The organism is Aquimarina megaterium XH134, assembly GCF_000520975.1.
Lineage (GTDB): Bacteria > Bacteroidota > Bacteroidia > Flavobacteriales > Flavobacteriaceae > Aquimarina > Aquimarina megaterium.
This window is the reverse complement of sequence record NZ_JACB01000004.1, coordinates 200,194-221,350: the sequence shown is the minus strand read 5'-3', so window position 1 is coordinate 221,350 and position 21,157 is coordinate 200,194. Positions and strand designations below refer to the sequence as shown.

Genomic DNA, 21,157 nt, shown 5'->3' with positions numbered 1-21,157 from the left:
TTAAAACCACTACTCAAGATGAGTTCTAATACAAATGTATTAAATCAATCGTTAAGTTGTATAGGATATGACAAGGTAAGTACAACTCCTTTTCCTGGTGAAGATGTATAATCTAGTTTTGCATTTACCAAAGCTGCACGGCTTTTCATATTAAGCAAACCAGAATTTGCCTGGACAGATTTTGGATCAAACCCAACACCGTCATCCTGTACTCTAATATTGAGTGTTTCTGGAGTATACTCCAGCTCTACTTCGAGGCTTGAGGCCTCTGCATGTTTTATAGTATTAGAGAAAAATTCCTGAATGATACGGTATAGGATAATCTCATCTTTTGGGTTTATATACACCTCTTCTCCTTTTACAGTAAGGGAAGGCGTTAAAAAATTAAGTTTCTCAAAACGTTTGAGTTCTACAGTAATAGATTTTTCTAACCCTACATTTTGAATCACTTCGTGATTTAAGGTCTTAGATAAGGTGCGTATTTCTTGCAAGCTATCCCCTACCAATTTTCTAACATCCTGTAGTGATTCTGATGCTGTATCCTCTATGGTAGCTCCCATAATATTAATCTGCATCACTGCCGTAGATAGCAATTGCCCGATATTATCATGAAGCTCCCAGCTTACATTTTTAAGTGCCTGTTCCTGTATCTCTATACGGGATTTAAAAATCTCATCCTCAAAACGTTGTTCTGCTCTTAGTTTATCCAGCAGTAATTTGTTTTTTCGGCGCTGAAAAGCCACAAAAAATACAATACCGAATACTACAAAAAATAAAATAATAGCGGTAAAATAAACAATTAATAAGATCTGTTCTTTCTCGAGCATACGATAAAACCAATGGTATAACAAGTATAGGTAAAAATTATAGCACAGTAAAGAATTATAACACGGATTTTAACGAAATCAACATTTTCTTTAGAATAATATGCACTATAAATAAATAAAGGAGCAACTACTAAATGCAAAACCATTGTCCCAATGGCAACATAAAAAACTAAATCCTTATTAAACTCCAATATTTTCTCACTTTTTAGCATTTCAAAAAAATAAAAAAATACACTTATCAAAATAATTAAAGTTCCTGTAACCATTGGAAAAGAAGAATGAACTTTAAAAAAATCGTCCGTAATCAATAAATTAAGAACAGATGTAGTAAAAAATAAAATTATTAAAATATCAAGAGTTAGTCTGAACTTTTTGGATAATAAATTTTCCTTAAAATACCATGTATAAAACACAATACTAACTATCGAATGAATATTATACAACCAAGCATTCTTAATCAAAAAAGTTTCTTTCAAAAATGATAATTCATCATATGTATCTATAAAAGTAGGTAATTTCCCTACCACTTCCACAAGAAAATTAAGCCATAAAAAATACACGAAATACCGTGTCAATTTATCAACACGGTATTTCATGATATAAAAAGTTCCTACTAGTGCTGCTAATAACTCAGCAGTTTGAAAAAGAATATTTAATGTTTTCATTAATAGATTTGTGGAGGATTACCACTATTCCCATAATTATATGGCTCAATATCATAATTATTAGGTGCACTATCACCTCCTTTACCCATCTCACCTGCAGGCGCTCCCGTAGGTGATAAAAAGATAGTTGAATACCCCCTATCCATGTTACACTTTTCTTTAGGATAGGCCCCAAAATACATTCGAATCCCAGGATTATCAATCCCTTGTTTTTTAGATTTCTTTTTTACATATTTAAGATATTGTTGTAATTCTTCAACACTCCACCAAAATTCCCTGGTGTCTTCATACCCCAAACACTTATCTATCTCAGGTGTTCGGGTACAGCACCATACATGTTGTAGCTCTTTTGCTTCTTCTACGCTAATACATTTTTTAGGTTTTCCACCTTTTTTTCCTTTTTTTGGTAATTCTTTTCCCATAACGTTATATTATTTTAGATTAAATTAGATTAGATTGATGCTAATATATCCAAAAAACATGCAGCAAAGCAAATACACCCTACCTAAAAATCAAAAACCACCCAACACCTAAACAGCACCAAACAACTGTATTTCAACACCCTAAAGCATCTAAAAAAATTACAAAAAAAATTACAAGGGGCATTTACCCCTATTACCAAAAGGGTGTTTTCCCCCTATTGGGAGATAAATGAATTCTCGTCCTCTTCTTCAATAGAATGACAAGCCCTTCGGCTAAACAAAAAATGCTAGTCTTAAGAAAAACCAAACAGAAATAACAATTATGTTTTGACGATAACCTTTCAGCAAACTACATCTTGCAAAGTTGGGCTTTAGATTTCAACTTTATTTTATAATATGTAAAAAGAATACGCCGAATAGTATTCAAATTTTCTAATTAACAATTTCATATAACAACTTTAATATTGTAAATTTCGTGGTCATAACTTACATATTAAATGCTAAATCAAAATATAAAAAATAAAGTTCAAGTACTGTGGGGTAAACTTTGGCATGTTTGATTATCAAGTCCAATTACAGCTATTGAGAATATAAAATATCTTTTTCACGAAACATTTAGAAGTATTTAAACTATTCGTACAATTTTATAAAACAAGCAAATATGCCACTTATATTTTCTCAAGAAATAGACTTTCCTACTAATAGAGTATTTGATTGGTTATCTTTTTATGATGCAGATTATCAAAAATACACTGGATTAAATTTAGAAGATGATTTCACATTTAACGATAAGAAAATCACAATATCTTTAGGAGGACTGAGTAAAAAAAAGTCTATAAAGATAAAAGATAAAAATCTTGATCCTGTCAACCTTTTTCCTGTTTGGTTTCGAAGACCAAATAAAGTATCAAATCCGTTTACAGGTGATTTTGAATATGAAAGCACCTACCCTAGAAATCTTTTTAATTATGCTTTAAAACAAAGAAATACCATTTTTTGGGATTACTTAGGGTATAAATTAGAATCTAATAACCATTTGGGTTCTTTTAAAACCACTGGACTTAATAAACCAATCATTCTCGAATTGGCTCAGCAATTTGGCCTCACAATTCCTAGCACTTTAATAACGAATTCTAAAGATGATCTAAAACTGTTTTTTGAAACCAATAATAATAGAATAATTACCAAGTCTATAGAAGAAATTATTATTGATCACAAACATTATATTAATGATGAAGAATATCATCATTTTTATCAAATTACCAACTTGTTAGAGAGTCTCGATAACACTCCTAGTAAATTCGCTCCTTCACTCTTTCAGGAATATATAGATAAAGAATACGAAATAAGAACTGTTTTTTTTAATGACAAATGTTACTCAGCTGCTGTGTTCACCCAAATTAATGAAAACACTAAAGTGGATATGAGGAATAGGATGGCAAATCATTTTACTCGATATATGCCTTATAAACTAGATGCTAAAATCGAAGCTAGCATTTTAAAATTAATGAATCATTTAGAGCTAAACTTTGGAGTAATTGATTTTATAAAATCAATAGATGATCAATATTATTTCTTAGAAATCAATCCTGTAGGACAATATGGAGATGTATCTTTATATTGTAACTATGGAATACATAAAAAAATCGCAGAATTTTTAATTAAAAATGAAAACAAAAAACAAAAAACCTCAGGTAAGCATTCCTGAAAATGAAGCAATTTCTTTTGATTTACATTATATTACAAGTGTACAAAAGAAAGAAATACCCAGAGAAGACTTTAAAGTAGAAATGAATAGATATTATGGCAAAGGTATGATCATGGATTTTTACAAAAACAATTCGAATATATTTCATGATGAATAACGAAGACCATTTTCTTTTATTTTCAACTTGTATCCCAGTAAAAGGACACGAAAGCAGTTTGATAATGGATTTGGATAAAAGTGAATATTTAGAAATCCCAAATGAACTATATGATATTTTAACCTCTGATCATTTTACGCATAATATAAAGAAAATAAAGAGTTTATTTAATAATGATTATGATGAAGGAATTAATCAATATTTTCAGTTTTTAGTTGATAATCATTACGGTTTTTACACATCAAATCCATCACCTTTTCAAAAATTGCCGTTGCATTTTGATTCTCCACATAAGATAATATCTTCTGTTGTTGCTATAAATAAAGAATCAAAATATGATTTAACAAATGTTTTTCAGCAATTAGATAAATTAGACTGTCAGCTATTACAAATTCGTATTTATGACCACATAGAGATGGGGGAAGTCATAGAAGCGTTAAAAGTATTGAAAAAAAGTTCAATTAGAATTATAGAATTATACTTCCCAGCTTTTTTAAAACTAAGTGATGAAGTCTTAAAAAAAATAATAGTTGATTTTCCTAGAATTTTGATAACAGTCTACGGAGCGCAAGAAAGCAAAAAAAATAGTGTATTAAAAAACTCATCTCGGGTAATTAGATACACAGATCAACAACTTTTATATGATTCGAAAGAGGTATATTCTACAGATCTCTTTACGGTGTCTCATGAAATGTATTTGGAAGCAGTAAATTATAATGCTGGACTACATAGAAAAGTATGTATAGACCATGAAGGGAATATAAAAAACTATGTATCCCATAATACTATTTTTGGAAACGTAAAAGATAATTTGATAGCTGAGATCATTCAAAAAGAAGAATTTAAAGAAAAGTATTATTTAAAAAACGATATCATAGAAAAATGTAAAGATTGTCAATTTCGATATATGTGTTTAAGTAATTCTGATGTAGAAAAAAAAGATGAAAATTATCATAAAATTGACACCTGTACTTACAATCCATATAAAAATACTTGGGATCAATCCAATACTATTTAATTTAAAGTTAACGTTTAACAAAATAATTATTTCTTACTTTTAGATAAACTAATATATACATTATGAAAAAAAAGAAAGCAGATTCTTTATCATTGAAATTTGACAAACAACAAATCAGCAAATTAACAAGTTTTAAAGGAAAGTCTATAGATTACGCTTGCGCACATGGTGTTATGGGAGGAGACCATGGAAATGCATCTAACACCTGTCATACGTTTGCAGCTGACTGTGATACGTGTGATACACAAATTAAATAAACTTTAATGAGCCAATTATTAAAAACATATACATTATGAAAAAAAAGAAAGAAGATTCTTTATCATTAAAATTTGATAAACAACAAATTGCTAAGTTAACAAAGTTCAAAGGCAAATCGATAGATTATGCTTGTGCACGTGGTGTTATGGGAGGAGATCTTGTAACTGCTTCTGGTAATAGTTGTGCAGTCTGTGATACTCGTAATACGTGTGATACACAAATTAAATAAACTTTAATGAGTCAATTATTAAAAACATATACATTATGAAAAAAAAGAAAGAAGATTCTCTATCATTAAAATTTGATAAACAACAAATCAGTAAGTTAACAAGCTTTAAAGGAAAATCTATAGATTATGTATGTGCACATGGTATTATGGGAGGAGATGGTGTAGGTGCCTCTCATACCTGCGGAGGTGAATCACAATGTTGGTGTGATACACAGGTTTAATTTAGTATTGATTATCTATAATTTAATTAAGTATTGTAAAAATTATAACTCAACAGAAAAACATATATCATGAAAAAAAAGAAAGAAGATTCATTATCATTAAAATTCAACAAGCAACAAATCAGCAAGTTAACCAGCTTTAAAGGAAAATCTATAGATTATGCCTGTGCACATGGTGTTATGGGAGGAGATTTCGGAGAACATAGTAATAGCTGTCCATCTCAGATGTGTTGTGATACAGGTTTAATTTAAATAAACTCTGCAGAAAAAACATACATCATGAAAAAAAAGAAAATAGATTCTTTATCATTGAAATTTGATAAACAACAAATCGCTAAGTTAACCAATTTTAAAGGTAATTCTATAGATTATGCCTGTGCACATGGTGTTATGGGAGGAGACAAAGGAGGCAACTCTAACAGCTGTCAATCAGTAATTTGCTGTGATACTGGCTTAATTTAAATAAACACCACAAAAAGCATATATCATGAAAAAAAAGAAATTAGATTCTTTATCTTTGAAATTCGAAAAGCAAAAAATTGCGCAGTTAACAAGTATTAAAGGGAAATCTATAGATTATGCTTGTGCACACGGTATTATAGGAGGAGATGAAGGAGGTCTAACTAACAGCTGTCCAGACGCATCAAACTGCCAAACTTGTTAGTGATATGTATTAATTCAATAACAGCCAATTGTATTTTTTAGAAAAGATTCTTCTTCAACTGAAGAATCTTTTTTATGTATAAAACTTAACCTTTATATAATAAAAAAACTATAGACGAAACATATTTTTAGAATATGATAATAAGATAATTTTTCATTTCCATAACTACACATTACATTAGTCTAGAAATAAAACAAACCAACACACCTTCTATGAATACTACCGAAATCTTAAGAAAAAAACTACAAGAAATACATATTGTTTTAAGCCAGAATTATGGTAGCAAACAAGATATAGGTGTTTTATCCGGTTTATCAGGAATATCATTATTTCAGTTTTATTATGCCAGGTTTACAGAAAACAAAAAAATGGAAGATATAGCCATAGACACTATATCTGAAACTATACAACGAATAAACGATGGGTATTCTTTTCCTACCTTTTGTACAGGTATAGCAGGAGCAGGTTGGGTGTTAGAATTATTAGATGAGGAAGAATTTATAAATATCGATACCGATGGTCTTTTGTCAGATTTAGACACTTTTCTTTATGATTCTATGGATTCTGATATCAAAAATGAATATTTTGATTTTTTACACGGAGCAATAGGTTATGGTTATTATTTTTTAAAGAGATATGAAAATACTGTATCAGAGTCGTTAAAACAAAAATACATAACATATATCCTACACCTTATTAATGCGCTTAAAAACAGTGCTAAAATTGACAAACGAGGATATTTTTGGATGTATGAACTTCATAAAGCAGAGAAGCTTTGGGGAGCTAATTTAAGTTTATCCCACGGCATGGCGAGTATTATCAATTTTTTAAGTAGGTTATATCAACATAAAGATTTTCAGAATCCTGTAAAAGATATGTTAATTGGCACGATTGATTTTATGATTAATTCTAAATATCCAGATGAAAATGGAAGCTCTCTTTTTCCTGGTTGGGTATATCCAGAAATGGAAAAATACACAAATAACAGACTAGCCTGGTGTCAAGGAGATTTAGGAATAGGTATTTCACTTTGGAGAGCAGGTAAAGTATTAGAAAATAATACATATAAAGAATTAGCAATACACATCGTAAAACATTCGGTAAAAAGAAGAGATACTGTAGAAGCGATACTACAGGATACAGGAATATGTCATGGAGTTTTTGGGATCGTTACCATATTTAATTATATGTATAAAGAAACCGAAGAGGTAATATTTAAACAAACAGCCGATTTTTGGATGAATGAAGCATTAAAAATGGACACACATAAGGACGGGTATGCTGGTTACAAACAATGGAGAGGTAGTCAAAAAAAATGGAAAAATGAAACCAATTTACTGGAAGGAATAGCCGGAATAGGCTTGTCCATAATTTCTTATTTAGAACCATCTGAAAGTCAATGGAATCAATGCTTAATGATTTATTAATCTATATTCTGAAGTTTATGTTATAAAAATACATAAGAGAGTCAACTCATCCATTACTATTTAATTTAAAATTAACATCTAAAAAAATAATTATTTCTTACTTTTAGATAAACTTAAGTATATATATTATGAAAAAAAAGAAAGAAGATTCTCTATCATTAAAATTTGATAAACAACAAATTGCTAAGCTAACCAATTTCAAAGGTAATTCTATAGATTACGCCTGTGCACATGGTGTTATGGGAGGAGACGGGGCAACTAATTCTAACAGCTGTGCTTCACAGATATGTTGTGATACTGGTTTAATTTAGTATTAATTCCTATAATTTAAGTAAACACTGTTATAAAACATATACATTTATAAAAAAAAAGAAAATAGATTCTTTATCATTGAAATTTGATAAACAAAAAATAAGTAAGTTAACACATTTTAAAGGAAAATCTATAGATTATGCTTGTGCATACGGTATTATTGGAGGAGATCTTGGGAGCGCATCTGATAGTTGCCAAAACTCAAACTGTGATACTACAATAATTTAGGCAGGGAATATCAGCCACTTAAACAAACACTGTAAAAGCTATAACTCAACACATATATTATGAAAAAAAGAAAAACAGATTCTTTATCATTAAAATTTGACAAACAACAAATCAGTAAGCTAACAAGCTTCAAAGGAAAGTCTATAGATTATGCCTGTGCACATGGTGTTATGGGAGGAGACAAGGGAGGTAACTCTAACAGCTGTGTAAATGCATCAAACTGCGTAACTTGTTAGTGATATGCATTAATTCGATAACAGAAATTGTATTTTTTAGAAAAGATTCTTCTGCAACTGAAGAATCTTTTTTTTATGGATAAGACTTAACCTTTGTATAATAGGAAAACTATAGAGGATACATATTTTAAAAATATGATACTAAGATAATTTTTCATTTCTATAACTACACACCACATTAGTCTAGAAATAAAATAAACCAATATATCATTAATGAATACTACCGAAATCTTTCCCAATTATGAATATCAAACATAGCTTTCCTCAAAACTCAATTAACCTAAAACTACACTTTTCTTTCATTCGTTTTTGCGCTATGTAGTTAATAGCAGTTTCTGTTAATTGCAAAACTCTTGGGTATCCTCCTGTAGTTTGGCAATCTCTCATTAACACAATTAAACTTCCTGATGGAGTTAATTGTATTGTACCTGGTAAAACAGGTGATGTTATAATCGAAGGTAAAGTGTTTGTTATTTTCTCTTCTAACTGAATTGCCATTCGATTTATAGTATTAGAAATTGTAAAAACCGAGTCTAGCATTTTAGATTTTTGTGCATCATTTAGCATGTCAAATTCGGGTCCTTTATACACCTCTAATGCATTTGAATTTTCTAAAAATAAAGGTGGTGAAATTGCAGAAAAATGATCGGTATAATTATTACTGCTTTGGTATGGTATTTTGTCATTTTTAGCTAATCGAAATCGAGGTGTAATTGACTTATAAAAAGATCTACTATGTAACACTTCTTCTGAAAGGAATCCATTCTTAATTCCTACATAACCATACATTCCTTTCCTACAAAAATTTATTTTAAGAATATCATTTTTTGAGACTCTAATCTCACGATACATTTCTATTTTTTGATCATTCAAAAAAGCATCTGTTTCGCCTCCTGTTAAAACAATAGTTGTGGTGTCATGAAATTTTAAAACAGGAGGTTGAATCGTCCATTCGATACATGCTGCATTTTTTGCATTGCCCAATATTAAATTTGCAAATCCAAATGCCACCTGATCCATTGCTCCACTTTTTGGAACTCCATATTTTGAAAAACCAAAACGTCCTTCGTCCTGGATAGTTGTAAAAAGTCCCGGTTTAATTATCTCGACATTTGTAATCATAAACACACAGATTCAGGCGTATAATTATTATTTTCAACTCTAGTTCTTATTTCGTTATATTCTTTTTCTTTAATCGATATAAACTGAATTTTATCTCCTGGTGAAATAAAGCAACAATTTTTTGTTTTCGGATTAAAAAAATCCAGAGGACACATACCTATCACATGCCAACCTCCAGGACTATCTACAGGGTATATCCCTGTCTGACTTCCACCAATTGCTACAGCACCTTTTTTAACATGCAACGAAGGAGTCATTTTTCGAGCACTATGCAATTGATTATCCAAACCACCCAAGTACAAAAATCCAGGTAAAAAACCAATACCATATACTGTATAGAGTGGAGCAGTATGTAATCGAATTATTTCTTCTACAGTAAGTGATTTATCTTTTGCAAATACTTCTAAGTCCTGTGCAAGGGAAGCAGCATAACAAACCGGAATTTCCCACAGCTTACTTTCGGGCCTTGCTTCTTCAAAACTTTTAGAATACAGCGATTTCAACTCCAAAACACTACTATAGAAATCCTCTATAGTAGACACATAACAAATTAATAACGAGTTATATGATGAAATTACCTCAACAATTAGTTTATCATAAAAAGAAAGTATCGATTTTTTAAAGAAAAGTAGGTCATGAAGGGTGTTTTCGTCAATTTTTGCAGGCCATTCTATTAAAATTGCTCTTTCAGAATATCTTTTGTATTGCAATTTATATTTCATAAGCTTCCTATTATAGTAAATTTAAAATCGAAAACTCTTTATATAAATATTTCAAAATCTGAACAGATTTTGGGTTATCTCCATGCACACAAATTGTATCAAAAAAAATTGGAACTTCTACTCTATTTTTAGTTTTCACTTTCTCTTCAAGAACCATTCTTTTTACATGACTAAAAATTTCTTTTGGATCAGTTAGTAAAGCTTCTTTTTCTTTTCTTGAAACCAATGTCAAATCATCATTGTAATTTCTATCAGCAAAAGCTTCATGTTTAACCTCGAAATTCCCTCTGGAAAGATACGATAATTTAGCATTTTTCAAAGTAATTATATATAAACTTTTATCGACATTTTTCACAGCTTCGATAATTGCCATAGCTACCGATTCATTTTTCACTGCTTCATTGTAAAGTGCTCCATGTGGTTTTACATGATGTAGTTTTCCTCCTGCTTTTTCGGTTAAAGATTTTACCAACCGTATTTGTTCGGTTATTATTTTTACCAAATCACCATATGGCATTTCAACTTTGGTTCTTCCAAAATTTTCACGATCAGGGTATGATGGATGTGCTCCAATTTTCACATTATGTTGCATTGCCAATTCGATCGTTTTCTTGATTACTTCTACATTCCCTGCATGGCTTCCACATGCAATATTACACCAAGAGATATACTGCATAATTTCGACATCAAAACCTGCCTCTTCCCCCACATCTGCATTAAGAATAATTTTCTTCATATTCCTACATTTACCAGTAATAATTCCTACAAACTTTCAATCACTTTCCAAATCCCTCTAAATCCTAAAAAGCAAGTAATGATAAGAATGAAAAATCCAATCAGGTTTTGCTTCCATGAATTGGTATATTTTCCTAATATTTTTTGTTGGTTCATTACCCATAAAAGGAAGATTGCAATTACAGGTAAAAGGAGTCCATTTGCGATCTGCGCAAATCGAATAATTACTATTGATTTTATCCCTAGGGAAGAAAACAAAACTCCCAAAAAAAGGATGAACATCCACACTGCTCTAAAGGATTTACTTTTGAGTCCTTTTTGCCATCCCATACACCCTTTTACTACATAAGCTGCTGCAAGAGGTGCTGTGATTGCAGAAGTAATTCCTGCTGCAAACAACCCAACAGATAGTACATATTTTGCCATCGAACCAAAAACCGGTTCCAGTCCTTTAGCCAGATCGGCTGCATTATTCACTTCTGCTTCTTGTATAGCCGCTCCCGCAATAATAATTGCCATTGACACAAACCCACCCAATACAATCGCAACTACAGTATCCTTTTTTGCTTCTGGCAGGTCCTCGGTAGATTTCCATTTTTCACTAACAATAGAGGCGTGTAAAAAGAGGTTATACGGCACTACTGTTGTTCCTATCAACCCTACAATGGTAAGTACATTATCACTAGAAAAATTAGGCACAAACCCTTTAAAAATCATTGAAATATCTGGTTTGGTAACTATTGCTGTTACTATAAAAGCTACACTCATTAATAAAACCAGAACAATCAAGCTTCGTTCTAAAACCTTATAATTACCTATGTACAATAGTACAAAGGCAATCACACCGATTACGATACTTAGGTAGTTTTCTGAAATCCCGAGTGAGGATTCTAAGATTGTAGACAGCCCAAGTACTCCCCCACTGATATTACCGGCTTCGTATGCCGCATTTCCTATGAAAATTGCTGACAGGATTAATGTAATAAGAGCTCCTCTTACAATTTTGTTATCAAATTGAGATTTTAGCACTTCGCTTAGTCCCTTTTGGGTGACTACACCTAATCTTGCTGCCATTTCCTGTAAAACAACACAAGCTACAATAGATAACACCAATGCCCATAGTAATGAAAATCCAAACTGTACCCCTGCTAATGTACATACAGTTACGGTACCTGGACCAATAAAAGCTGCAGTCACCCATGTTCCTGGGCCTATATTAAAAAATTTCTTCATTTATTTTGTATTAACATCTAGTGTATAAATAGCAAATGATCCCAGCCAATGCCCTCCTTCATAACTATCCCCAACCAGATTAGGCAAAGAATAGTTTACATGTGTATTTGCTACCGAAAAAAGATGCATGTACTCTTTATACTGTTTGGCAAGCCCATATAACACCCAGGCTCTACTAAAATTAAGTCCATCTAAATGAACCAATTTACCATCTGTACGATCAGACACTTCTCCTACGTCGATCGTAAAATTTTTGGCTTTAAGTTGCGGCATAAAATCAGAGATCCAACGATCAAATTCTTCTTTATTTAACACTCTTCTCATTACATCTATTTCTTCAAAACAAGGAGATAAAAAATCATAACCACTGGGTTCCCAGCCAATAGGACAACCTTGATCATTAGCATAGAATTCTCTTGCCCTGGTCTCTATAATGCCCTTTAGTTTTTGATCTCCCAGAGTATTTGCATAATCCCAAGCAAAGGATAATCCAAATGCAGTATTGGTATGCTCTCCTACTCTAATTGGATATTTAAGTTTTGGAAGAAAATCGATATACCGTTGTACAATAAGTGCAGTTAGTGGCTGAAGGTTTTCTTCTAATTCTCTTGCCAGTGGATCATCCCAGGTATGAAGCTCTTCGGCCAGTTTAAGCAACCAGGCCCAACCATAGGTTCTCTCGTATGATTTATTATGCTTTCCTTCAAAATACTTGATTTCTTCCTCAATATTCTTCTTAGACATATTTTGAAGCAATTTGGTTTTCGCTTCTTCCTTTTTTTCCAGATCAGGAAATGTTTTTAATAACTTCACTAACGACCAATGCCCATGGACTGAAGAATGCCAATCAAAACAACCATAAAAGGTAGGATGCAATACATGAGGTTCTCCTATATTTTCTTTTCCTCCTAAGGTTTGTCCCAGTTTATTAGGGTACTCTACCTGCAAGCAAGCTAATGGCAGTTCTACCAATGTATTGGCTTGTTTTAATGTGAGTTGCAAAGGTTCTTCTATTGGGTTCTCTTGTAGTGATTGTTCTTCGGTTTTTACATCCTTGGATGGTTGTTTTGATGTATCATTGTTTTTATTACACCCTAAAACAACAAGTAATGAAATCAGAAAAAGTATTCGGTACATAATCAATATTTATAAGTTTAAAATATCTACTTTCTTAAAAGTATCAATTTCCGGAATTATGCGTATGTGATTGTTGATAAGAACGGTAAATAGTTTATAAATTCTCTTAACCACTCAATAGAGTGATTTAAATACTGGTATAGTTTTTTATTTAGCGTTTTGGCATAAAAAAAGGGATATGATTAGATCATATCCCTTTACTTTCATTTCTAACTTGGATTTACATCTTCACATCGCTAAGCTTCACTTCTTTCCCTTCTTTATCCAACATCAATACTTCATCAAACCCGGCATTTTTAAATTGCTCAAATTGTGTAGCTGCATCTCCTATTAACAGGTATGCCATTTTGGTTTCATCAAGATATTTATTAGCTAATGCCTTATGTTGTTCTAAGGTCATTTCTTCTATTATTTTTTCTTCCTTAGCTATATAATCTGATGCAAAATCATACCTTCCCATTTCCTGTAACATTCCTAATAATGCTCCTTGGGTCTCAAATCTGCGAGCATTAGATTTTATTAAGGCGTTTTTAGTAAAGGCTAAATCTTCTTCAGAAATACCATCTTTATACTTCTCTATTTCATCTTTAAAAATCTTTACAGACTCAAAAGTCGTATTGGTACGTACACTTGAAGAGGCGGTAAAGGTCCCCGGTATCTTACTCCCATTAAACCTGGATCGTGCACCATAGGTATATCCTTTTTCTTCTCTCAAGATTAGGTTTACATTTCCTGAGAAAGATCCTCCCAACTTATAATTCATAACTGTAGCCGGAAAATAATCTTCGTCGGTACGTGCCATAGAAAGATACCCTATATTAATTACAGATTGTTTTGCATTAGGAATATCAACAAAATATAAAGATGATTTATCTCTGGTATTCACTACTTCATATTCTGGAATAGTTACTTCTTTGCTAGCCCATTTACTTTCTAAATTTTTAAGAGCCGCAAGTGCTTTATCTTGGTTTAAGTCTCCTACAATTTGAAATTTACTAACTGAAGGGGAGAAATTTTTGGCATAAAACTGCTTTAAATCGTCTATAGTAATCGCTTCTACAGAAGCTACAGTACCAGTGGTAGGGTAAGCAAACATGTGTTTTTCTCCATAAAGAAGTTTATTGTATACGTTTCTTGCCACCGTATTAGGGTCTGCAGCCGATCTTTTAATCCCATTAATAGTTTTGGTTTTTATTCTTCCAAATTCTTCTTCATCCCATCTTGGCTCCAGTAATATTTCGCCTATCAGATCCATTGTTTTATCAAGATTACGAACCAGGGTATTACCTCTTATGATAATTGCTTCTCTGGTTGTATACATTCTGATAGAGGCTCCCAGTAACTCTATCTCTTCTTCTAACTGCTCTGGAGTTTTGGTAGCGGTACCTTCCATCATGATATCTGTCATTAGGTTTGCTACTCCAATTTTATCAAATGAATCTAACAAATGTCCTCCAGAAATTATCAAACTAAAATTAACCAATGGAAGTTCATTTTGCTCTATACCATATACTTTCATTCCGTTAGATAATGAAGTACTCCAGGATTGAGGAATGTTCAGTTTTGGAGATTCTCCTTCTTTCGGAGCTACAGAACGATCAAAAGCCGAAGGTGTTTTTTGGATTTCTTCTTTTGTTTCGACTACTGCTTCTTCTACATTTTCTTTTATCTCTTCTTCTACAACTGCTGCTTTTTCTGAATCATTTGCCGCCAAATCCAATTTTCCTTTAGGAACAAAACTAGTAATCACATAAGGCTTATCCTTAATATATGTGTTGTATACTCTAATCACATCTTCTTTTGTAACCGCCTTAATATTTTCTATATCTTGAGTTATAAACCCCGGATCACCAGCAAACACATTGTATTGTGCTAATTGAAATGATTTTCCTAGTACACTACTAATTCCATTATAAAATTGTGTTTCGAGTCCTGCTTTAATACGTTCGATATCTGTTTCAGTAATTCCCTCTTCTTCAAATTTCTTAAATGCTTCAAAAACACCTGCTTCGATATCGGCTAGACTTTTACCATCATTAGCCGTAATATTTACTCTGAATTTACCTGCTATTTCCATAGATCTATTCCATGCATTAGTATCCGAGGTTAATTCTTTTTCTTTTACCAAAACTTTATATAAAGGTGCTTTTTTTCCGTCGGATAACAATTGCCCTAAGAAGTCTAATGCATAGGCATCTTTAGTATATTGTTCTACTGTTGGCCATACCATATTTAATTGTGCAGTAGTAGCAAAGTTATCTTCGTGAGAGAATCTTTTGGTTTCTGATAAAGTAACATTCTGTACTTTTAACTTTTCTACTGGTTGACGTTTTTTAATTTCGCCAAAATACTTCTCGATCATTGCTTTAGCCTCTTCTGTTTCAAAATCTCCAGCAAGTACTATAGTGGCATTATTGGGTCCGTAATATTTATCATAAAACTCTTTTACATCTTCTACAGTAGCATTTTGAAGATCTACTAACTCTCCTATTACTTGCCAGTTGTATGGGTGTCCTTCTGGATAAATATTCTTATCAATTACCCAATTGGTATGCCCATAAGGATTATTATCTACACGTTGTCGCTTTTCATTTTGCACCACTTCCTGCTGATTTTTGAAAGCACTTTTGGTAACTGTATTAATTAGAAAGCCCATTCTATCAGACTCTAACCATAATACCGTTTCCATAGCATTTTTGGGAACTACTTCATAGTATATTGTTCCGTCCTGCCATGTTCCCCCATTAAGTGTTCCTCCAACATCCTGAATCTTTTTAAAGAACTGATCCTGAGGTACATTTTCTGATTCTTGAAACAGCATATGTTCGAATAAATGTGCAAATCCTGTTCTTCCCGGTTTTTCTCGATTAGAACCTACGCCATATTGGATCGCAACCGAAACGATCGGATCAGATTTATCCTGATGTAATACCACTTGAAGCCCATTTTCTAGCTCATATTTTTCGAAATCAATAGATAATTTACCTACTTCTTCTGTTTGTACTTCAGAACTTGTTTCTTTCTTACAAGAGATAACTCCTAAAAATAAAAAGGACATTGCTACGACGAGCACCCTATAAACCTGAGTTTTCATAATTATGTTTTTTGTTTATGGAGTTAAAAATAACCTTTGCCAATGAGTATTTCTATTGATATGTTATTAAAATAAAGTTAAAGAGGTCTATTTTATGCTTGTAAATCCTCATAAAAAGCTTTTTATGAGGTAAATAGAAAGACCTTCCATTCTCTGGAAGGCCCTTCTATCGATAAGTAGTATTTACTCTTTTTAAAAAATTGAAGTTAGTTAAGTTACTATAGTTTACCTGAGTTTGTTTGCACTTTTGAAATCTAATTTTCTAATCATACATCAACAGATTCTATGTAGTAAAGAAATATTTCTATTTTTCTCAACATAACGACAAAACTGTATAACTCTAAAACGAGGTACATTACTTACGTGAAAGATTCTTACACCTAGATTTACCGAAGTTAATATGTACATTGGTTTGCTGCATTTGTACATTCGGTAGCCATATTATTTTTTCTGATTTGATATTCTTGAGAATTCATAATACCACAAACGACTGCTTTAAGACTTGTTCTTCTCATTTCTCGTGTCCAGGCAATTCCTCCGGTTACATCTGGCTCTCTTAAAAGCAATCCTCGGTATGCAATATAAATATCTAAATCCAGCTGAATCTCGGTCAAATTATAACGATTCAAATAACTATAATATTGATTCCCCCATCTTACTTTAGCTTCATTTGATATTATAAATTGTTCTGTTACAAAACAAACATCTCGTCTATTTAACTCTCTTACCCATTGAGTAACTACGCTTTGGTTTTCTGGACACCTTCTCAGAAAAGACAAATAGGAAATCCTAATCACGCAAGTTGCATCTATTTGAGGAGGTGAAGGGATATCTCTTGGTGGTCTGAAATCGGGATCTTCGGGAAAAGGAAATGATTTTTCTGGCGCATTGGTAGTATCCACTATTTCTACTGGCTCATTATTTGTATCTTCTTTCTCGCAGGAAGAAATTAAAAGCAATCCAAAAAACATAGGAAATAGTACAAGGTACTGTAATCTATATATTAATTTTTTCATGATATATAAGTTGTTTTAATGATTTATTATGTGAAATTATTTATGTTTCAAATAGAGGCTAAACTCCTTTGTTTTGATATAGAACTTAGCCTCTTATTAACTGATTCGGTGTTGCAACCAACTGATACTTATCGTTAGTAAAATACTTTCTAACTCAACCTCCGAATCCAAGACATATCACCCTCTTATGCAATGACCGTTATTACTACATACCGGCCATAAAAAAGGGCAATCTGCATCAGAGTTGCAATCTATTTTTATCCCTCCTTTAATAAAAGCTTGTTCGTTTCTTTTTAATTGATCGACACCGTTAAGGTTTACAATGTTTTTTAACATAACTATTAATTTTAAAATCGTATTTGTGTGAACATTTATAGACACTCACAGTTTGTGTCTATTCTTGCAAGAATATTTTTATATGCCCTAACCTGGTTTTAGATCTTTAGGACGGTTTCTTTTTTTAATACTTAAAAAGTCAAATTTTGTTTACAAAAAGTTTCAGATTATGAAACATATACTAATCGTTTATCTCAAAATTAAGTCGTGTATCCCTTTAAAACAAAGGGTTAGTATTCATATTTATAAATTTGAACAACCAAAAATTAATAGCGCGATTTTAATAAAATGATACTTCTTAAGAATTGGCATACTCATCATATTTAGAAGGCTAAGGCATATGTTTTTTGATCAAAAAACATATGCCTTAGCTATAAAGAATTTTCTTTTATGAATATGATTAGGATATGATTAATAGGTTCTACAAAAAAACCGTCTAGACATTTCGCTAGACGGTTTCGTTCATTTCAAAAAAGTAGATTGTTTTTTAATTTTTTACCAGGGTTTTATAATACTTATTTTCTCCACTGATAATCTGACAATAATACATTCCTTTTTCCAAACCTAATGTTTCAAAACCATACATAGTTTTAAGTCCTACACTACTTTTTCTTTTTAGCATACTACTTCTTACTTTTTTTCCATTGCTATTATATATCTCTATCTGTATTTTATTTTCATTGTTCTGCTTACCGAAATATTCAATCGTCAAATGTTCTTTAACAGGATTAGGGTAAAATTGAATTGGGTCTTTATGAGTCGATGTCATTGAAGTACGGCCTGAACGATCTTTACCTATCAATACTTGAATCTCTAAAATATCATCTAACCAATTCCCATCGCTACCATCTTCATCATTACGGTAATCTTCTTCATTATCATACTCTACCAAGCGTAATGAAATTAAATTGTTCTTCTCTTTAAAAAATAGAGGTGTGTTAAAAACATAAGGGTAGTCAAATATCGGATCTACAATTGATGGTGCAGGTGGGGGATCGTTTCTTACGGGAGGTATAATTACAGGTGCACTGGCTCCAAAAGGATCGCTGGGTACTACGACATAGGACAATCTAAAATATTTTGTGGTATTTATATTAGAACTATAATCTAAATCAAGTTTTAATCGTATAATATCATATGGTCTAAACGCTAACCTTTCTGGTCCTTTTAACTTTACAACCTGTTCTATTACCCCTTTATCATTAAATGAATCTGTAATAGATATGGATACATCAACAGTGCGATCCCTAGGGGTTAGTTTTTCTTGCCCATTAATGAAATGAGGAATACATACTACAAGGAGTATAAAAAAATACTTCGTTTTCATGATTAAAATTTTAAGAGTTATACATTAAAAACAAAGTATCAATAATTGGGCTTATCTAATAATTCGAATTGTTCATATTTATAAATTTAAACAATAAACCACTAGCTTAGCTCTAGTTTCTTAATATAATATGCCGGATTTAGTCCGGTTTTACTTTTAAAAACTTTAATAAATGTAGTGGCACTTTTATAACCTGTTTCCTTTGCTACAGCCCTGATGGTATAAGATCTAAACATTGGATCTTCTTTAAGTTTTAGCAAGGCATAATCTATTCTTAATTCATTAAGATATTGATTAAATGACTTCTTTTTTATTTCGTTTAAGGCTTTTGATAAGTAGGTCGTATTGGTATGAAGTAATTTTGCTGTTGAATACAAATTACAGTCTTGTGAAATATAAAAATGAGTATTTTCTAATTCTTGAAGTTTCTTGAGAATTTTTTCTGATTTTTCATCTTTTATTTTCACTTCTCGAATCGGGTGTTCTAGGTCGTGATCTAAAGATTTTTTCTCTTTAATATCTTCAATTATTTTTAGAAACTTTTGTTCTTTTATTTTAGTCTTTCTTCGATATACCAAAAAAGCGGACAATAGCCCTGTAATCAATACTATGGATATAGTTACAATAATTTTCTTACTTGTCACACTTTTTGTTTTTTCACTTGCCAGTTTATTGTTTTCGATTTTAAAATCTTCTAAGTCGTCTTCGTACAATAAATCTTTAGCCACTAATCTTTTGTCACTTTTTACCTGAATAATATTTTGAAGTCTATCATAATACGATATCTGTTTTTCCTGATCGCCCATCATTTTTGATGTTTCGATAGCCAGCTTATACATGTTTTCTATTTTATCTGCCTCTATGTTATCACCTATCAAATCAAAATTTTCATTTAATAGAGAAATTGTTTCATCATATTTTTTTTGTTGATATAAACACCTGGCTATATAGTAGTTTGCTATATATAAATTGGTTTGTTGCCCTCCTGTATTGTTTACAAAAATGTCTTTTCCTTGCTTAAGAAACCCTAATGCTTTATAATATTCTTCCTTTTTATAATAGATGTCTCCAAGATTAATATAAAAATAGCTTTTGTATATAGGTAAGTCGTAATTCTCTGCAAACAAAATACCTTGGTCATTTATTTTTAAAGCCTCATCAAGTTTATGGATTTCTGCCAGGCATTTGCCTTTTCCTAATAATGAACTTAGGTAGGTATTTTTGTATTGAACAAAATTATCTTTTGTTTCTTTCTCTAAGGTTTTAAGTACTAAATCGTATTCACCAATTGCATCTTTGTATCGTTTTAATTTCATACGTACATTGGCTATATTGGTATGACTTATCAACTTATATGATAAATTCTGTATGCCTCTAGAAAGTTCTTTGGCACTAAGATAAGATTGTAGTGATTCTTCATACGCTCCAAGAACATAGTAACTACTTCCCAACAAACTATGGCTTCCAAAAATCTTTATGGTATCCTTCATTTTTTCTGCGGATTTAACAGATATGTAGGCATTTTTTATTGTATTACTATGATGAGAACGTATGTATTCTATGTATGCGATCTGATAACTTGAGAAATACTGAATATTATAATCTTCTTGTATTTTTCCTCTTTGTAAAAAAGCCTTACAGTACGCTAAACCTTTTATAGTATCTTTCTCTTCAGAAAATGTGTTTTGAATAAAATTTTCTATTTTTTTTATAGAATCAGATTGAGTAATAAATCGTTTTTCTTTTTCTGAAATCGAATATGTCTCCTCTTTTTTCTCTGCTTTATTTTGTCCGATTGCAATACCAGAGCATATAGTAAAAACATAAAAGACAAGGTAATATCTACAGTATTCAGAATTACCAAAAACTGATAAAATTGATTTTGAGAAATGAGATAGTGAAAATAAGATCATTGGTTTTAAAGAGTTAAATTTTCATATCATCTTCAATTATATGTAGGACTATTATTATAGTTCTTTGTTACAAATTGAATTTTAATAATTAAAGAAATGTACATTTATATTTCTAAAATCATATCTTAATTAACACAAATAAAACTTATT

At 31.3% G+C, this 21,157-nt stretch carries 26 protein-coding genes; 13 read left to right on the top strand and 13 right to left on the bottom strand.

Features of this window, described 5'->3' with window-relative positions:
- Positions 1-44: 44 nt before the first annotated feature.
- Genes Z053_RS0106050 through Z053_RS29885 form a run of 3 tightly spaced genes read right to left on the bottom strand, consistent with a single transcriptional unit; the run spans position 45 to position 1,914 of the window.
- Positions 45-827 carry a sensor histidine kinase gene (locus Z053_RS0106050; RefSeq protein WP_025664144.1) on the bottom strand — a complete coding sequence of 261 codons (783 nt, stop codon included), beginning with the start codon at positions 825-827 and terminating at the stop codon, positions 45-47.
- On the bottom strand, positions 800-1,492 hold the full coding sequence (locus Z053_RS0106045; RefSeq protein ID WP_025664143.1) for a hypothetical protein: 693 nt from the start codon (positions 1,490-1,492) through the stop codon (positions 800-802). The genes Z053_RS0106050 and Z053_RS0106045 overlap by 28 nt, the downstream gene beginning before the upstream one ends.
- Positions 1,492-1,914 (bottom strand): hypothetical protein, encoded by a 423-nt coding sequence (locus tag Z053_RS29885; protein ID WP_025664142.1) that lies wholly within the window; start codon positions 1,912-1,914, stop codon positions 1,492-1,494. Before Z053_RS29885 ends, Z053_RS0106045 begins: the two co-directional genes overlap by 1 nt.
- 661 nt (positions 1,915-2,575) lie before the next feature.
- Here Z053_RS29885 and gwsG point away from each other — a divergent pair.
- The 13 genes from gwsG (at position 2,576) to Z053_RS31350 (ending at position 8,372) form a co-directional block, all read left to right on the top strand.
- On the top strand, positions 2,576-3,622 hold the full coding sequence (gene gwsG, locus Z053_RS29880) for a grasp-with-spasm system ATP-grasp peptide maturase (protein ID WP_025664141.1): 1,047 nt from the start codon (positions 2,576-2,578) through the stop codon (positions 3,620-3,622).
- On the top strand, positions 3,582-3,779 hold the full coding sequence (locus tag Z053_RS0106030; protein WP_025664140.1) for a hypothetical protein: 198 nt from the start codon (positions 3,582-3,584) through the stop codon (positions 3,777-3,779). The genes gwsG and Z053_RS0106030 overlap by 41 nt, the downstream gene beginning before the upstream one ends.
- Complete coding sequence (gwsS, locus tag Z053_RS0106025; protein WP_081748219.1) at positions 3,769-4,797, top strand: grasp-with-spasm system SPASM domain peptide maturase; 1,029 nt, start codon at positions 3,769-3,771, stop codon at positions 4,795-4,797. The genes Z053_RS0106030 and gwsS overlap by 11 nt, the downstream gene beginning before the upstream one ends.
- A 62-nt stretch (positions 4,798-4,859) precedes the next feature.
- On the top strand, positions 4,860-5,054 hold the full coding sequence (locus Z053_RS0106020; RefSeq protein ID WP_025664137.1) for a hypothetical protein: 195 nt from the start codon (positions 4,860-4,862) through the stop codon (positions 5,052-5,054).
- Between the two features lie 35 nt (positions 5,055-5,089).
- On the top strand, positions 5,090-5,284 hold the full coding sequence (locus Z053_RS0106015; protein WP_025664136.1) for a hypothetical protein: 195 nt from the start codon (positions 5,090-5,092) through the stop codon (positions 5,282-5,284).
- 35 nt (positions 5,285-5,319) lie between these two features.
- Positions 5,320-5,505: a hypothetical protein gene (locus tag Z053_RS0106010; protein ID WP_025664135.1), complete on the top strand. Its 186-nt coding sequence runs from the start codon at positions 5,320-5,322 to the stop codon at positions 5,503-5,505.
- Positions 5,506-5,574: 69 nt separating this feature from the next.
- Positions 5,575-5,757, top strand: coding sequence for a hypothetical protein (locus Z053_RS0106005; RefSeq protein ID WP_025664134.1), 183 nt, complete (start codon positions 5,575-5,577; stop codon positions 5,755-5,757).
- A gap of 27 nt (positions 5,758-5,784) precedes the next feature.
- A complete protein-coding gene (locus Z053_RS0106000) occupies positions 5,785-5,967 on the top strand; it encodes a hypothetical protein (RefSeq protein WP_025664133.1) in 183 nt (60 codons plus the stop codon).
- A 25-nt stretch (positions 5,968-5,992) separates the two neighbouring features.
- Positions 5,993-6,169: a hypothetical protein gene (locus Z053_RS31360; RefSeq protein WP_160170055.1), complete on the top strand. Its 177-nt coding sequence runs from the start codon at positions 5,993-5,995 to the stop codon at positions 6,167-6,169.
- A gap of 212 nt (positions 6,170-6,381) precedes the next feature.
- Entirely contained in the window at positions 6,382-7,596 is a 1,215-nt protein-coding gene (locus tag Z053_RS0105990) for a lanthionine synthetase C family protein (protein WP_025664132.1), read from the top strand.
- 128 nt (positions 7,597-7,724) lie between these two features.
- Entirely contained in the window at positions 7,725-7,907 is a 183-nt protein-coding gene (locus Z053_RS0105985) for a hypothetical protein (protein WP_025664131.1), read from the top strand.
- A gap of 79 nt (positions 7,908-7,986) precedes the next feature.
- Positions 7,987-8,136 (top strand): hypothetical protein, encoded by a 150-nt coding sequence (locus Z053_RS31355; RefSeq protein ID WP_160170054.1) that lies wholly within the window; start codon positions 7,987-7,989, stop codon positions 8,134-8,136.
- A 59-nt stretch (positions 8,137-8,195) separates the two neighbouring features.
- Positions 8,196-8,372: a hypothetical protein gene (locus Z053_RS31350; protein WP_160170053.1), complete on the top strand. Its 177-nt coding sequence runs from the start codon at positions 8,196-8,198 to the stop codon at positions 8,370-8,372.
- A 264-nt stretch (positions 8,373-8,636) separates the two neighbouring features.
- Here Z053_RS31350 and Z053_RS0105970 read toward each other — a convergent pair whose 3' ends face one another.
- The 10 genes from Z053_RS0105970 to Z053_RS0105925 form a co-directional block, all read right to left on the bottom strand.
- Entirely contained in the window at positions 8,637-9,494 is an 858-nt protein-coding gene (locus tag Z053_RS0105970) for a 5-oxoprolinase subunit C family protein (protein WP_025664130.1), read from the bottom strand.
- Complete coding sequence (gene pxpB, locus Z053_RS0105965) at positions 9,491-10,216, bottom strand: 5-oxoprolinase subunit PxpB (protein ID WP_025664129.1); 726 nt, start codon at positions 10,214-10,216, stop codon at positions 9,491-9,493. The genes Z053_RS0105970 and pxpB overlap by 4 nt, the downstream gene beginning before the upstream one ends.
- Positions 10,217-10,226: 10 nt before the next feature.
- A complete protein-coding gene (gene pxpA / locus Z053_RS0105960; protein WP_025664128.1) occupies positions 10,227-10,952 on the bottom strand; it encodes a 5-oxoprolinase subunit PxpA in 726 nt (241 codons plus the stop codon).
- A gap of 26 nt (positions 10,953-10,978) precedes the next feature.
- Positions 10,979-12,184 (bottom strand): Nramp family divalent metal transporter, encoded by a 1,206-nt coding sequence (locus tag Z053_RS0105955; protein ID WP_025664127.1) that lies wholly within the window; start codon positions 12,182-12,184, stop codon positions 10,979-10,981.
- Complete coding sequence (locus Z053_RS0105950; RefSeq protein ID WP_025664126.1) at positions 12,185-13,321, bottom strand: DUF2891 domain-containing protein; 1,137 nt, start codon at positions 13,319-13,321, stop codon at positions 12,185-12,187.
- Positions 13,322-13,541: 220 nt separating this feature from the next.
- Positions 13,542-16,415: a M16 family metallopeptidase gene (locus Z053_RS0105945; protein WP_025664125.1), complete on the bottom strand. Its 2,874-nt coding sequence runs from the start codon at positions 16,413-16,415 to the stop codon at positions 13,542-13,544.
- A 395-nt stretch (positions 16,416-16,810) separates the two neighbouring features.
- Positions 16,811-17,431 (bottom strand): hypothetical protein, encoded by a 621-nt coding sequence (locus Z053_RS0105940; RefSeq protein WP_025664124.1) that lies wholly within the window; start codon positions 17,429-17,431, stop codon positions 16,811-16,813.
- Positions 17,432-17,608: 177 nt separating this feature from the next.
- Positions 17,609-17,767, bottom strand: coding sequence for a hypothetical protein (locus Z053_RS31345; RefSeq protein WP_159099342.1), 159 nt, complete (start codon positions 17,765-17,767; stop codon positions 17,609-17,611).
- A 487-nt stretch (positions 17,768-18,254) separates the two neighbouring features.
- A complete protein-coding gene (locus Z053_RS0105930) occupies positions 18,255-19,094 on the bottom strand; it encodes a T9SS type A sorting domain-containing protein (protein ID WP_025664123.1) in 840 nt (279 codons plus the stop codon).
- 101 nt (positions 19,095-19,195) lie between these two features.
- On the bottom strand, positions 19,196-21,007 hold the full coding sequence (locus Z053_RS0105925; RefSeq protein WP_025664122.1) for an AraC family transcriptional regulator: 1,812 nt from the start codon (positions 21,005-21,007) through the stop codon (positions 19,196-19,198).
- Positions 21,008-21,157: the final 150 nt, after the last annotated feature.

What these genes read in the sequence shown, in the direction of transcription:
- Z053_RS0106050 (WP_025664144.1), bottom strand. Translation starts at nt 827, where the DNA reads ATGCTCGAGAAAGAACAGATCTTATTAATTGTTTATTTTACCGCTATT.
- Z053_RS0106045 (WP_025664143.1), bottom strand. Translation starts at nt 1,492, where the DNA reads ATGAAAACATTAAATATTCTTTTTCAAACTGCTGAGTTATTAGCAGCA.
- Z053_RS29885 (WP_025664142.1), bottom strand. Translation starts at nt 1,914, where the DNA reads ATGGGAAAAGAATTACCAAAAAAAGGAAAAAAAGGTGGAAAACCTAAA.
- gwsG (WP_025664141.1), top strand. Translation starts at nt 2,576, where the DNA reads ATGCCACTTATATTTTCTCAAGAAATAGACTTTCCTACTAATAGAGTA.
- Z053_RS0106030 (WP_025664140.1), top strand. Translation starts at nt 3,582, where the DNA reads ATGAAAACAAAAAACAAAAAACCTCAGGTAAGCATTCCTGAAAATGAA.
- gwsS (WP_081748219.1), top strand. Translation starts at nt 3,769, where the DNA reads ATGATGAATAACGAAGACCATTTTCTTTTATTTTCAACTTGTATCCCA.
- Z053_RS0106020 (WP_025664137.1), top strand. Translation starts at nt 4,860, where the DNA reads ATGAAAAAAAAGAAAGCAGATTCTTTATCATTGAAATTTGACAAACAA.
- Z053_RS0106015 (WP_025664136.1), top strand. Translation starts at nt 5,090, where the DNA reads ATGAAAAAAAAGAAAGAAGATTCTTTATCATTAAAATTTGATAAACAA.
- Z053_RS0106010 (WP_025664135.1), top strand. Translation starts at nt 5,320, where the DNA reads ATGAAAAAAAAGAAAGAAGATTCTCTATCATTAAAATTTGATAAACAA.
- Z053_RS0106005 (WP_025664134.1), top strand. Translation starts at nt 5,575, where the DNA reads ATGAAAAAAAAGAAAGAAGATTCATTATCATTAAAATTCAACAAGCAA.
- Z053_RS0106000 (WP_025664133.1), top strand. Translation starts at nt 5,785, where the DNA reads ATGAAAAAAAAGAAAATAGATTCTTTATCATTGAAATTTGATAAACAA.
- Z053_RS31360 (WP_160170055.1), top strand. Translation starts at nt 5,993, where the DNA reads ATGAAAAAAAAGAAATTAGATTCTTTATCTTTGAAATTCGAAAAGCAA.
- Z053_RS0105990 (WP_025664132.1), top strand. Translation starts at nt 6,382, where the DNA reads ATGAATACTACCGAAATCTTAAGAAAAAAACTACAAGAAATACATATT.
- Z053_RS0105985 (WP_025664131.1), top strand. Translation starts at nt 7,725, where the DNA reads ATGAAAAAAAAGAAAGAAGATTCTCTATCATTAAAATTTGATAAACAA.
- Z053_RS31350 (WP_160170053.1), top strand. Translation starts at nt 8,196, where the DNA reads ATGAAAAAAAGAAAAACAGATTCTTTATCATTAAAATTTGACAAACAA.
- Z053_RS0105970 (WP_025664130.1), bottom strand. Translation starts at nt 9,494, where the DNA reads ATGATTACAAATGTCGAGATAATTAAACCGGGACTTTTTACAACTATC.
- pxpB (WP_025664129.1), bottom strand. Translation starts at nt 10,216, where the DNA reads ATGAAATATAAATTGCAATACAAAAGATATTCTGAAAGAGCAATTTTA.
- pxpA (WP_025664128.1), bottom strand. Translation starts at nt 10,952, where the DNA reads ATGAAGAAAATTATTCTTAATGCAGATGTGGGGGAAGAGGCAGGTTTT.
- Z053_RS0105955 (WP_025664127.1), bottom strand. Translation starts at nt 12,184, where the DNA reads ATGAAGAAATTTTTTAATATAGGCCCAGGAACATGGGTGACTGCAGCT.
- Z053_RS0105950 (WP_025664126.1), bottom strand. Translation starts at nt 13,321, where the DNA reads ATGTACCGAATACTTTTTCTGATTTCATTACTTGTTGTTTTAGGGTGT.
- Z053_RS0105945 (WP_025664125.1), bottom strand. Translation starts at nt 16,415, where the DNA reads ATGAAAACTCAGGTTTATAGGGTGCTCGTCGTAGCAATGTCCTTTTTA.
- Z053_RS0105940 (WP_025664124.1), bottom strand. Translation starts at nt 17,431, where the DNA reads ATGAAAAAATTAATATATAGATTACAGTACCTTGTACTATTTCCTATG.
- Z053_RS31345 (WP_159099342.1), bottom strand. Translation starts at nt 17,767, where the DNA reads ATGTTAAAAAACATTGTAAACCTTAACGGTGTCGATCAATTAAAAAGA.
- Z053_RS0105930 (WP_025664123.1), bottom strand. Translation starts at nt 19,094, where the DNA reads ATGAAAACGAAGTATTTTTTTATACTCCTTGTAGTATGTATTCCTCAT.
- Z053_RS0105925 (WP_025664122.1), bottom strand. Translation starts at nt 21,007, where the DNA reads ATGATCTTATTTTCACTATCTCATTTCTCAAAATCAATTTTATCAGTT.